Here is a 12,328-nt window from a genome sequence, read left to right on the forward strand (position 1 = left end):
AAAAGCGAAGACGCCCGGACATAATCCGGGCGTTTTTGCTATTTCGTGCAAAACTTTTGCTAAAATTGTGAAAAAAACAGAAAAGGGTTTAATATGGGTATTGAAGAACGTTCTACACTTGTCTATTCTACCGGAGTCGGCCGCATTAAGGAAGAAAAGCCTAAGGCTGAACGCCCTAAGGGCGATGGAGTCGTCCGTATCATGTTAAAACGTCTGGGTGGCGGCAAGATGGCTAGCGTGGTCACCGGCGTGCCCATGGACGAGGATGAACTGAAGGAACTGGGACGCCAGTTGAAGCAGAAATGCGGTGTTGGCGGTTCTGTGAAGGACTTTGCCATCGAAATTCAGGGTGATAAACGCAATATTTTGAAGGCTGAGCTGGAAAAACGCGGTTTTACCGTGAAATTAGCTGGCGGTTAGCTTGATTTGTATCACCTATTGTAAAGAATACTTGACGTTTCCCCTCAAAAAAGCATATTTTTAACATAAAAAGTGTACGAGGCGGTGCCAAAGTACGTTCTTTAAAAGTTGAGGGATTATGTTCGGTAAAATCCTTAATTCTCGAGTAAAGTTTGATTTTAGACTGGCTGTCGCTGTGGCCTTGCTTCCGGCGATGGCATTTTCTGCTCCTGCCGTGGGTAAGGTTCGTTCTGCCTTGGGTACTGTGGACCGTATCAAGATTAAGCAGAGTGAATGGTCCGCCCTTCGCGTGGGGGCCAGCGTCTATCAGTCTGACCGCGTTCGTACTGGCGTGGAATCCGAAGTGATTTTTGGCCTTCCTGATGGAAGCTCCATTACTATTGCCGAAAATGCTGAAGTCGAAATGACTAACCTTCTTGAACCAAATAACGAAGGTGGCTTTGAAACCCGCCTCGATATTAAGAAGGGGCACCTTAACTTTGCTGTTCCCAAACTGCTGAAGGACAAGTCCAAGTTCATCTTCAAGACCGGAACTGCAACGGCATCTATCCGTGGTACTGAAGGTTATATTGGCGGCGAAGGCGTTTTCTTTGCTGGTCTGAAGACCGGTAAGCTGGAAATTTCTCCCAACGGTAGCGAACAGAGCGTGGCCATCGTTGCTGGCGAAACGACTTTCGGAACCGACTCCCTGGTAGTCTTGAAGTTGGCTTCTTCCGGTGAAGCTCGCTTTGCCAAGAAAATCGAGAAACTTCTGGCCGACAAGTCCAAGAATGTTGCCGACTTGATTCCCGAAATTCAGAAGGCTGACTCGACCTATCAGGAAGAACTGAAGGAAGAAGCTCGTAAGGCAGCCCAGTCCCTTCCCGAAAACGGTTTCTCTGTTTCTACGAATTCTCCGGTGGATGTCTGTGACCAGGGCCTGATGGTAGAAGGCTTCTACCGTACCAAGGACGAAGCGGCTACCCTTATTCTCAAGGTTGGCAATTCCTATCAGTCTGCAAACCTGATCCGTGTTGCCGATGGCGTATCTCATTCCTTTGCCCAGAAGGTTGTCCTGACCGATGCAAATGGTTTGTGGAATGTCAATAAGGCTACTCTAACCTTTATGAGTGCCGGTTCTGTTACTTCCAAGACAATCGATATCAATGTCAACAAGGCCTGTTCCGAGGTTAACACCAAGGCTCCCGTGGTGACTATTTCTGCCTACGATTCTCTGCGCTGCTCTGCAACTGCCTCGGTGAGCGAAATGCAGAATGATGCAGGCGATGTTTCTGTGGAAATGGAAGGATCTCCTATTTCTGGATTGTCCATTACCAAGAATGCTCAGCATCGTGTCAAGCTGATTCCTGGCAATCATGAATACTTTGTAAGAGTCAAGGATCAGGCCGGTAACGTTTCTACGATTTCCAAGTTTATGGGATGCTATCCCAAGAAGCGTTTCAGCGTAGATGTTATCGGTGGTAATCGACAGCTTCTGAATCCTCCGCCTCCTCCGCCGGGAATGGATAATCGTATCACCCAGACATTACAGTTTAGAATAAAGATGTCTGAAAATAATCCGACTTATCTGTATAAGGTTGTTGTAAAACAGAATGGAAAAACTATATTACAAGAAACCCAATCCCAGATCCAAGGCTTGGATTATCAGATTCCTGTGGAATTGAATCGTGAATCCGTCAACAAGTTCGATATTGAAGTCATTCACAAGAGCGGATATAGGGTAAAGGCTAAGAAGGTTTACGAGGTCCGTTAATGAATTTTAGAGTTCATGCTCTAATGACGATTTTTGCAGCAGCACTCCACGTGAGTGCTTTTGCTGTTGAAACGGAATTGGGGGGCGTTTTTTCGGGTTTCATAAAGAAGGAAGGTTCTCCTTACCTTGTTAAGGAGACGTTGATTGTTCCTGATGGCAAGTCCGTTTTGGTGGAACCTGGTGTTGTCGTGAAATTTGCTGAAGGGGCTGGCCTGGATATCCGGGGTGGTTCCTTGGCTGTCGTGGGCGACTTGAACAAGCCTGTAATTTTTACGTCTGAAGATGAATCGGGTACCTGGAACGGTATTTCCATTACGGGTGTCAAGAAATCTGAAGCGCAGTACCTGCAGGTGGTGAATGCTGAATTTGGCTTTGCTGTAGAAAGCGGTGTGCTGGAACTTCGTGACGTCACCATCGACAATCCGCAGCAGGCGGGTGTCTACGTGCGAAATGGCTCTGCGGAAATGCAGTGGAGCAAGATCCGTAATGGCGTCAATATTGGTGTCTGGGCAACTCAAAGTGCCGAGGTGACTCTTGATGGTTCTACCTTAGAGAATAACCGAGTGGCCTTGGTTTCTGCAGAAGGTTCTTCTGTGATGTTGCAGCGTTCCAAGTTGCTGAACAATAAGATTGCCGTTCTCGACTTTGGACACAACGACCTTAAACAGCGGAATTCCCTGATTCAAGGCAGCAAGATCGGATATTTGTCTAAGGATTTGCCGTCTGCAGACATTAAGCGTTCCTTGAATGACAACGAAACTGCTGTCGCCCAGAATGTGGATGGCGTTGCGGAAAATTTGGGTGATGAACCTCGCAATCCCTATGCTGACGGAACAAAATCGTATAACATGTTTAGCGGAATCGGAGAAGTGGATCCTTGGAAGGTTTCTGGAAACCTGGCTCTCGATGTTGGTTACCATAAGGTGTTGATGCGCCATAATCCTACTGGTGCAGACTACCTTGCTGGTCGTGATACGGTAAAGCCTGGTGACTATTATAAGAACTATTTCCAGGTTCCGGGCTTGTTTGCCAACTGGAATGCCAGCATGGTGATGGAATCTCCTTCGGGCCAGACCATCGAATTTAATGCAGACATTTCTAATGATTCCTGGGATAAGTTTAAGGTATATACTCTGCAGATGGTTTATACCGACCAGATGAATTCCTTTACTTTGGGTGATTTTTCTCTGAGTGCCGGAGACACGTACCTGGCAGGCATTAATGCCTTTGGCGCCATGTATCAGCTGAATCTCTTTAAGAACGCCGCAGGAGAACCTCTGTTTGTGGGTACTGCCTTTGCTGGTGAAGCTCAGGCTCCCAAGATTGTTGGCGAACGCAATTATGACTTGTACAACGAATATATTGAAGACGGCGAAGCCGAAGCTCAGAACATCGTGGTGGGTGGTCGCGTTCGCTGGAATATGCACCGTCGCTTCAATGGAACCTTGGGCTTTATCGGTAGCAAGGATTACCTGGAAGATCCGTTCTTTAGGGATGGTCAGCCTGGTGATGTAAATACCGTGGACCCGCTGGTAACGTCCCGTAATTTCTTCGCCGATGGTAACTGGCTGTTCTTCCCTGGTGATATCAAGTTAAATGGCCAGATTGCTGTTGGTGCCGCAGATACGGCAAACGCGGCGAAGATTCGTGCGATTAACCAGGTGTTCCTGGGCGCCGGTCTGGATGCCTCTAACTTGGGCTTGCTCAATAAGCTGATGAAGAATCCCCAAGAGGTGAATGGCCTGTCTCGCGACCAGTTGGCATCTATTTTTGGCGAAAGCAGCATGCTTACTCCTTCCGAGATGCGTGAAGAATTGCGCAAACTTCTTGACAAGGCTTCTAGAGTCGCAAAGAATACTGTGGTTCAGGATCTTGACCCTACCAGCGGAGAATTGTGGGATCACAACCATGTGGCCTTGGCTGGATCATATGAATGGTCTAACGAGAATACGTTTATTGAAGGCTTCATGCGTTATGTGGGCAAGGAATACTACAGCGCCGGTTCTCCGGACTTGCAGCAGAATTCCCGAATGGTCGGTGGTAATTTGCGACAGAAAATCTTTGACTTCTGGCGATTCTCCTTTGGCTACGTCATGAATGTTGAAAATGCTGCCGGCGAAGGCTCCAGCTATAACATCATGGGCATGGGCGAAGGTACCAAGTGGGGTATGTTCTCTGGTGCAGAAAAGGATTGGCTGGAGGAACATGAACAGGACGAAAATAGAACGCTCTACACTCATGACGCCTATGTAGGAAACCAGTTTAGGCTGAACAAGAATATTGACCTTTCTCTTCGCTATGCCGTGAACTATAGGACTCGCAGTACCGCCCAGAGACTGTACGCCAACTACAGTGTCAATTCCGGTATTTATAACGATGAATGGTTTAAGGCAAGGGATGGCCGTCCTACAGTGGATGTGATTAACGGAAATGACACTTTGAAGATTGACTCTGCCCACTGGGCCCATTACTATGGCTTGTCTAAGTACGAATATCTGGCTACGCAGTTTGATGAAAAGATCTTAAGACATCATGCCCAGATCGGTTTGACATTTAAGTTGCCGATGAACGTTTTGAAGGTTGGCGCCTCCCTTATGGTTCGCAAGGATTATTCGGAATTTGTTCAGGATAAGTTGCTGAACGGTCTGGACTTGTCTGATGAATCTTTCGGTATTCTCGGATATCAATTCCATGGCAGTGAGTTCTTTGAACAGCGCTATCCTATTTCTCTGGCAACGACTGTTGGCGGATTCAAGAATGTGCTGTCTGTGACTCCCCGTTACAAGATTTTCAATCGCAACAACATGACTGAATTTGAATGGATCCTGGATGAAAATATGACGTTCCCCATGGCAAACCAGTTCCTGGAACTGACCTTGAATGGTGGCGTTCGTCAGAATTTCCTGGACTACGAAGTCAGAAAGCAGAAAATGGATGAAATGGAATTGGATCTGAATGGTTCTGTAGCTCTGCGCGTAAATCATTCCGATAAACTTTATACGGTTTGGACTCTTGGTACGGTCATGAATTACAGACCCGACAATCTGGCTGACGAATATAAGGACCTTTATATTATTGCATCCCTGAATTACTCATTCTAGTTATGTTGCATATCGGTTGTCATCTTTCTTCTTCGAGCGGTTTCCTTGCAATGGGGCAGACCGCTCTTTCTATTGGTGCAGATACATTCCAGTTTTTTACCAGGAATCCTCGTGGCGGTGCGGCCAAGCCTTTTGACAAGGCGGATGCTTTAAAACTGGTTGAATTGCTGGAAGCGAATCAGTTTGCCCCCATTTTGGCCCATGCTCCCTATACGTTGAACGCCTGTGCTGCAGATGAAGGCTTGCGTCAGTACGCAGAAGATGTAATGGCCGATGATATTTTCCGTATGGATCATTTTCCTGGAGCGATGTACAACTTCCATCCCGGAAGTCATGTGAAGCAGGGGGCTGAAGTCGGTATCGAATTTATTTCGGCTATGCTGAACCGTCTGCTGAAACCGTCCCAGAAGACGACTGTCCTGCTGGAGACCATGGCTGGAAAGGGCTCTGAAGTGGGTCGAACCTTTGAGGAATTGAAGGCTATTCTCGATAGGGTAGAACTTTCTAGCAAGATGGGTGTCTGCATGGATACCTGCCATGTCTTTGATGGTGGTTACGATATTGTGGATCATCTGGACGATGTGCTGGAGCTGTTTGACAGGGTGATTGGTCTGGACAAGCTGAAGGCGATACATCTGAACGATAGCAAGAATCCCATGGGTAGCCATAAGGATCGTCACGAGGTTATTGGTGGCGGTTTTATTGGCTTGGAAGCTTTAACCCGTGTGGTAAATCATCCTTCCTTAAAAAATTTGCCGTTCTATCTTGAAACCCCCAATGAATTGCCAGGCTACGCAGCCGAAATCGCCTTGATGCGGAGTCGGTTCCAAGAGTAAACGTTATTTTCAAATAAAGGAGTCCATTTGTCGGGCTCCTTTAATATATTCTTAGGGTATGGACGCCCAAGAACAGTTAAACATGCCGATTCGATATAACCATATGGGTTATTTGCCTAATGGTCCCAAGGTTTTCTTTTTGAATCCCCGCTGCCTAGATGTGGAGGAGTCTCAATGGCCGATGCTGTATTACCGTATTGTCGGTGCGTCGGGTTTTGCTGATTACAAGGGCTGTTTTGAAAAGGGCTCTTTCAAAAATGACGGCGTCTGCGGTTATACGGGGGAATCCCTCTGGAGCGGAACTTTTTCCAATGTTCACGAAACGGGCTCCTATCGTATTCTGATTTTCTTGGGTAGAAATTCCGGTAATGACCGTCTGCTTTTTGAGTCGCCTGCATTTGAAATTTCTGATGACTGGGTTCTTAGACAGCTGAAGGCCAACATCAAATCTTTTTATTTCCAGCGTAGCGGTGTTGAGCTGACCCGTGAATTTGCAGGACCGTGGGCAAGGCCTGCAGCCCATTTTGACGACTGCATCAAGTTTCATTCCTCCATGAACCGCGAAGGCGTGTGGAATGCCCATGGTGGCTGGTATGATGCCGGTGATTATGGCAAGTACATTGTGAATGGTGGCGTTTCTGTAGGAACCCTTTTGCTTGCCTGCGAACTGTGTGATGAACGTTTGCGCCAAAAGAAGGCTAAGGGAACTCTTGCCGAAGATGTGATCAACGAAGGTGGAACCTTCAATTTGCCTTTTAGTCTGAAAGATGAAATTCGTTTTGAACTGGATTTCTTCTTGAAAATGCAGGATGAAGATGGTGGCGTTTTCTTCAAGGTGACTCCCGAACGTTGGGATGGCTTTGTGACTCCGACGGTTTCTGATTCCACGCAGAAGCGTTTGATTCTTGGTAAGTCAACTACATCGACCTTGAATTTTGCTGGGTGTATGGCTGCGGCCAGCCGCGTCTATCGTGGTTCCGACCGCGCTTTTTCCAATCGGTGTCTGGGGGCTTCTATTCGGGCCTATCAGTGGGCTTGCAGGAATCCTGAGGCGGATTGGCCTCATAATACAGAAGGCAGTGGCGGCTATGGAGACTCCTGTTATACGGATGAGTTTTTCTGGGTCCGCAGCATGCTTTATCGTGAGTTGCAAGGCGTGAAGAGTTTCCCGAAAAAGTCCATGGATAGTTTGCGTTCAATCCTCTTGAAGGATATGGATAAGAACAAGATCAAGCTGGGACTGGACTGGCGTGATACCCAGAATTTTGGGTGGATTGCTCTGGCCTTGCAGGACTTTGACGTGGAACTTCGAGATCGAGCCCGTAAGACTCTAGAGGGTGCCGCCGCCGAGATAATTCGCTTACAGCAGGCGGATCCTTACGGATTGTCGATACGGAGTTTTATCTGGGGTAGCAATGGTGAAATTTCTAACCATGCGCTAACCTTGATGGTTGTAAACACCTGGCGGAAAACCGTAGAGGGGCAATCCTTGATTAAGTGGAGCCAGGAACAGTTGAATTTTGTCTATGGACGTAATCCGTTGAATGTCAGCTTTGTGACGGGTTCTGCCTGGAGTTCGCCTAAACGCCCTCATCATCGTTTGAGCCATTCAGACAAGGTGGTGGACCCTATTCCGGGGTTGCTTGTGGGGGGGATCAATGCGGATCGTCAGGACTTGCATCGTTTTCCGATATATCCTAATGAATTGCCCGGATACTCTTACACCGATGAACAGTGTTCCTTTGCCAGTAATGAAACAGCCATCAACTGGAACGCTCCGTTGACGGCTGTATTGGCTTTACTCGTTGCTTATAACTGAGTCTGTTGTTTCTTTAGCAGGCTCGGGAATGGTATCCACGGCCTTGCTTTTTTCTGAAACCTTTGGAATCAAGGACTGCAAATCTACAACAGGATTTTTCTGTTCTTCAAATTCCTTGAGGGACTGAATCCTTTTGTAGAAGGCGGAATCATTGGGTGTTAGAATTCCTGCCGGCCAGAGTTCAAATGTGGCCATAGCCAAGGCTGCCCATTCTCTAATCCAGGTCTTGCGGGATTCGCGATTGGTGTACCAGGAATCGGCGTTGTACTGATAATGGTGGATGTCTACGGTCTTGTATACAGGTTTTTCTCCAGAAAGGGTCGAGAATATTTTCTTGACTCGGTGGGAGGCGGCTGCGGAAGTCAGCAGCAAGACCGTGTCGGCATTGTGTTTCTTTAGCCAGGGGATAATGGTGAAGGCTTCGCCGATGGTGGAGGCATCGTCGTGAGGGGCGAGGAAGACCGCGTTGCTGTCGAAACTTCCTAATCTCATAAATTCTTCGACGTAGAATTCCGCGTTGCTGCGGTTGCGTAGGCAACGTCTGCCTAAAATCAAGACGGAGTCGGCCTGGCCGTTAGCGACAAGGTCTGCTGCGTAGTCAATACGTTCCAGGTCTGCTGATTGTCCGTCGAGAACGGCAACCCAGGTAACGTGGTTTATTTCGTCATCGTCAACCAGCCAATGGCCGCTTTCTGTGATGACCAGATAGAAAAGGATGATGACAATGACTGCTGCCGCTGCGATGAGGCTTGCAATAATGCGGCGTGCGCGGATCTGCTTTTTGCTGAGAGACTTTGCCAATTGAAACTCCTAATATTTAGGAACCTGTCTTGTAGAGTACAGCATCCTCTCCATCGGAATAGTACTTCTTGCGGGTGCCATAAATTTTGAAACCGTTCTTCTCGTAGAATCGTCTTGCCTTTTCGTTACCGACTCGAACTTCCAGAAAGCAACAGTCTCCTTCCGCGAAATTTAGCTGGCTGAATCCTGCGTCCAGAAGTTGCTGACCGATTCCCTTTTGCTGTTGATGGCCTTGGGTGGCGATACTTAACAATTCGGAGTCGGGGCCTAGGATATGGAAAATTGCGTAGCCGAGAATAGCTGGTTGCGGTTCGTTGTCGGATTCGTACACCAGACAGCTGGCGTAATTTGCGCGGATCTCGCTGGCGAACTGTTTTTCGTTCCATTCCTGAAACTGCAGTTCTTCCTGTATGGCAAGAACTGCTGGAATGTCTGCAATTTCCATTTTGCGGATTGACATCGATTCTCGGGTAAAACTCTATTTGAGTTTTTCGAAGTAAGATGGCTGGATGTAGTTGGCTTCCTGAATCAGACTGGGCGGAACCTTGGTAAATAGGGACGTCCACATGTTCAGAGGCTTGCCGGTGTCAAGAACGGCGGCTGCCGCGATTTCTGCAAACAGTGCGCTCAAGGTTTCATCGGCGGAGGCCGCTTCATCCACAACGACGGTCTTTACGGGATGTGCCTTAAGGCGTTCTACTACTTCGGTGGTCTCGATAAAGCTTTCTTCGGCCTTGCCATCAACTGTCTGACGTAAGTACCAGTAACCAGGGCGTGCACGGATTACCACGGCGACTTCGGCTGAATTGTCGTTACCGCCAAAGCATTCCAGAGCCTGCAAGGTACTGACTCCACAAAGTTCACGTTTGCCGCTAAAGCAAAGTCCCTGACAGAAAGCGACTCCCGTACGGAGACCGCTAAAGGATCCCGGTCCCACAGTGACTAGCACTCGTTTGATGTCGTCTAGCTTTGCGCCTACGCGGGCAAGCAGATCGTCTAGAATAGCGGATGCGGTTTCGCCACGGGCAGAAGCATCTACAGTCTCCTGGTACAATCCAGACGTGCTGTCGGATAATCCCATGGAAATCCCCTTACGGGAAGTATCTACAAAAAGATCAAGTTTCATTTGCTCTCATTTACAAAGTATGAATTATGAAGTACGAGACTAAATAATCGCGGCCTTGCCGCCTTACTTGATCTAATAATTCATAATTCGTAAGGCTAGTGTAAAGCGGAAAGGATAAAGCGTAAAGAAGAATCTATATCCTTTAACCTTTAACCTTTATTTATCCTCTTACCTCTTAATGTACAGGCTCTTTTCGATAATCATGTCGATGAGCTGGCTGTAGGTAATACCGTTGCAGGCGGCCTGCTGGGGCAAGAGGCTTGTGGGGGTCATTCCGGGCAGGGTGTTGGTTTCGATAGCGAACAGTTCACCGTCTTTGGTAATGCGGACGTCGGTACGGCTATAGCCGGCACCACCCAGAGCGTAGTGAGCGTTCTTCACCAGTTCCTGGATGCGTGCTGTCAGTTCCGGAGCAAATTCAGCCGGGGTCACTTCCTTACATTCGCCGTTGTACTTGGCTTCGTAGTCGAAGTATTCGCGGGTGGTCATGCGCATTTCGGTAGGCGGCAGGGGCTTTTCACCTTCGATGTAGCCGCAGCTAGCTTCGCCACCGGCAATGAACTTTTCGCAGAGGAGGCGGTTGGAATCCTTGAACAGGTCCTGGGCAATCTTGCCGGCTTCGTCAAGATCCTTGGCGATGCCGATACCGATGGAGGAGCCGCCCAGCGGGTCCTTGATGACCAGGGGGAAGCCCAGTTCGTCAGCAACACTTACCAGGGTGTCGCCAGTAAAGTCGTGCTTGAATATCACGCGGTAGGGCGGAGTGGGAATGCCGTTGGCGCGATAGATTTCCTTGGACTTGATCTTATCCATGGCCAGAGCGGAAGCCAAAAGACCGCAACCGGTGTAGGGGATACCCCAGTTTTCAAGAAGAGCCTGCACATGGCCGTCTTCGCCCCACTTGCCGTGGAGTGCCAGGAAGGCGATGTCGGCGTCGGGAAGTTCAGAAAGGGCGGGGTTCTTCTTGGTGTTGGCGGCAGTGCCTTCCAGACCGCGGAAGTAGTTCACGGAGAAATTGTCCTTCTGGTAGGGGGAAAGTTCGCGGGAAGACCAGTGCCAGGTACCATCCTTGTCGATAAGGACCGGGTGGATGTTGTATTTGTCGGGATTCATGGCGCGGACCACACCGGTACCGCTAACTACAGAAACATCATGTTCGGTGGACGGACCACCCATCAAAACGAGAACGCGCATACGTGCCATATAAAACCTCTTGAAAATCTTACCTTGACAATGTAGTAAATATACAGTGGTTAGTGATTAGTGGTTAGTGATTAGTGGTTAGTGGTTAGTGGTTAGTGACCTGCATCCCGAAGCCCAAACCTCTAGGAGCGAAGCTCCGACCTCATACCTCAAGCGAAGCGTTCCTCAAATGTCCCAATGTGTTTACGGGGGAAAACTTTTTTGCGTCCAGTTTTTTTTGTTTCTGGGTTTTGCTATGTATATTTCTAAAAAAAGAGGTAAAATATGAAGGTCTTTGTTACCGGTGGAACTGGTTTTATTGGTCACTATGTAGTCCGTGCCTTGCTTGCCAAGGGGCATGAAGTGGTTATCGCCACGCGTCATCCTAATAAGGTTCCTTCTTTACAGAAAATTCCCCAGGTTAGCTTTGTTGAATGTGCTTTAACCGACTTTGAAAAGATGGCTCAGGGCTTGGTGGGCTGCGATGCCTGTATCCATGTGGCTCTGGGGTGGGGTGAGACTCCCTCTACCATGCTGATGAACGATACCCGTGCGACCGTTAATTTGTTGGAAAGTGCGGCGGCAGCGGGGTGCAAGAAGTTTATTTATACCAGCAGTACCGCAGCCATGGGACGTATACGTCCTGTAATGCGGGAAGTAACCTGCAATCTGCCCATGGATCTCTATGGGGCTACCAAGGCCGCAGGCGAAGCTTTTGTGCTGGGATTTTCCCATGGTTACGGGGATCAGTTCCCCAAGGTGGAAATGGCTCGCAATATTATCCGCCCGGGGTATACTTTCGGTAATCCCGCTTACCCTGATGGTTGCTGCCAGCCGGACCGTCGCTTCTTCGATATCGTAAAGGCCGTCAAGGAAAACCGCGACATCAATATTATCAAGAATGATGGTACCCAGTTTATTTTTGCTGGTCATCAGGCTGAACTTTATGTGAATCTTCTGGAATCCGACTTGAATGAGGAAATCTTCCTCGGTATGTCTGAATGCTGGGTGAGCTGGAAGGAAATTGCCCAGATGGCTCTTTCTTTGAAGCCGGATTCCACTTCTAAAATTGTGGAGAAGGATTTGGGTTGGGGCGATGATCCGATTCTGTTCGATGTCAGCAAGATTAAGGATCGTTTTGGCCTAGCTTTTGATCCCCATGAACAGCTGATGGAACATGTGAAGTGGACCTTTGACCAGGTCTAGTAAAAAAAGGCTTTCCATTGGAAAGCCTTTTTAGCGTAAAGCGTTAATTAGCGTAAAGCGGAAAGGTTAAAGCGTAAAGGAATA

10 protein-coding genes are annotated in these 12,328 nt (G+C 48.3%); 6 read left to right on the forward strand and 4 right to left on the reverse strand.

Annotated elements, in window-relative coordinates:
• Positions 1-93: 93 nt before the first annotated feature.
• The 5 genes from MMG03_RS09730 (at position 94) to MMG03_RS09750 (ending at position 7,929) form a co-directional block, all read left to right on the forward strand.
• The gene (locus MMG03_RS09730) at positions 94-420 is read left to right on the forward strand and encodes a translation initiation factor (RefSeq protein ID WP_073159914.1); all 327 of its coding nucleotides are present in this window, start codon (positions 94-96) and stop codon (positions 418-420) included.
• Positions 421-538: 118 nt separating this feature from the next.
• Positions 539-2,173 (forward strand): FecR domain-containing protein, encoded by a 1,635-nt coding sequence (locus MMG03_RS09735; RefSeq protein WP_073159916.1) that lies wholly within the window; start codon positions 539-541, stop codon positions 2,171-2,173.
• Positions 2,173-5,274, forward strand: a complete 3,102-nt coding sequence (locus MMG03_RS09740; RefSeq protein WP_249506180.1) for a right-handed parallel beta-helix repeat-containing protein — start codon at positions 2,173-2,175, stop codon at positions 5,272-5,274. Before MMG03_RS09735 ends, MMG03_RS09740 begins: the two co-directional genes overlap by 1 nt.
• Positions 5,275-5,276: 2 nt before the next feature.
• Positions 5,277-6,110, forward strand: coding sequence for a deoxyribonuclease IV (locus MMG03_RS09745; RefSeq protein WP_073159920.1), 834 nt, complete (start codon positions 5,277-5,279; stop codon positions 6,108-6,110).
• Positions 6,111-6,168: 58 nt separating this feature from the next.
• Positions 6,169-7,929 (forward strand): glycoside hydrolase family 9 protein, encoded by a 1,761-nt coding sequence (locus MMG03_RS09750; RefSeq protein WP_249506182.1) that lies wholly within the window; start codon positions 6,169-6,171, stop codon positions 7,927-7,929.
• Here MMG03_RS09750 and MMG03_RS09755 read toward each other — a convergent pair.
• From MMG03_RS09755 to MMG03_RS09770, 4 genes are all read right to left on the reverse strand, one after another.
• Positions 7,909-8,730, reverse strand: a complete 822-nt coding sequence (locus MMG03_RS09755) for an ElyC/SanA/YdcF family protein (protein ID WP_073159924.1) — start codon at positions 8,728-8,730, stop codon at positions 7,909-7,911. The genes MMG03_RS09750 and MMG03_RS09755 overlap by 21 nt on opposite strands.
• Before the next feature lie 16 nt (positions 8,731-8,746).
• On the reverse strand, positions 8,747-9,190 hold the full coding sequence (rimI, locus tag MMG03_RS09760; protein ID WP_073159926.1) for a ribosomal protein S18-alanine N-acetyltransferase: 444 nt from the start codon (positions 9,188-9,190) through the stop codon (positions 8,747-8,749).
• An 18-nt stretch (positions 9,191-9,208) separates the two neighbouring features.
• On the reverse strand, positions 9,209-9,856 hold the full coding sequence (tsaB, locus tag MMG03_RS09765; protein WP_073284775.1) for a tRNA (adenosine(37)-N6)-threonylcarbamoyltransferase complex dimerization subunit type 1 TsaB: 648 nt from the start codon (positions 9,854-9,856) through the stop codon (positions 9,209-9,211).
• 168 nt (positions 9,857-10,024) lie between these two features.
• Complete coding sequence (locus tag MMG03_RS09770) at positions 10,025-11,059, reverse strand: D-alanine--D-alanine ligase (RefSeq protein ID WP_073159930.1); 1,035 nt, start codon at positions 11,057-11,059, stop codon at positions 10,025-10,027.
• 264 nt (positions 11,060-11,323) lie between these two features.
• Between MMG03_RS09770 and MMG03_RS09775 the strand changes: the two genes are divergently transcribed.
• Complete coding sequence (locus MMG03_RS09775; protein ID WP_073159932.1) at positions 11,324-12,244, forward strand: NAD(P)-dependent oxidoreductase; 921 nt, start codon at positions 11,324-11,326, stop codon at positions 12,242-12,244.
• Positions 12,245-12,328: the final 84 nt, after the last annotated feature.

It is taken from the genome of Fibrobacter sp. HC4 (assembly GCF_023373925.1).
Classification (GTDB): domain Bacteria; phylum Fibrobacterota; class Fibrobacteria; order Fibrobacterales; family Fibrobacteraceae; genus Fibrobacter.

Bases quoted from the DNA above. Each gene is read 5' to 3' on its own strand.
- MMG03_RS09730 (WP_073159914.1), top strand. From the start codon at position 94: ATGGGTATTGAAGAACGTTCTACACTTGTCTATTCTACCGGAGTCGGC.
- MMG03_RS09735 (WP_073159916.1), top strand. From the start codon at position 539: ATGTTCGGTAAAATCCTTAATTCTCGAGTAAAGTTTGATTTTAGACTG.
- MMG03_RS09740 (WP_249506180.1), top strand. From the start codon at position 2,173: ATGAATTTTAGAGTTCATGCTCTAATGACGATTTTTGCAGCAGCACTC.
- MMG03_RS09745 (WP_073159920.1), top strand. From the start codon at position 5,277: ATGTTGCATATCGGTTGTCATCTTTCTTCTTCGAGCGGTTTCCTTGCA.
- MMG03_RS09750 (WP_249506182.1), top strand. From the start codon at position 6,169: ATGGACGCCCAAGAACAGTTAAACATGCCGATTCGATATAACCATATG.
- rimI (WP_073159926.1), bottom strand. From the start codon at position 9,190: ATGTCAATCCGCAAAATGGAAATTGCAGACATTCCAGCAGTTCTTGCC.
- tsaB (WP_073284775.1), bottom strand. From the start codon at position 9,856: ATGAAACTTGATCTTTTTGTAGATACTTCCCGTAAGGGGATTTCCATG.
- MMG03_RS09770 (WP_073159930.1), bottom strand. From the start codon at position 11,059: ATGGCACGTATGCGCGTTCTCGTTTTGATGGGTGGTCCGTCCACCGAA.
- MMG03_RS09775 (WP_073159932.1), top strand. From the start codon at position 11,324: ATGAAGGTCTTTGTTACCGGTGGAACTGGTTTTATTGGTCACTATGTA.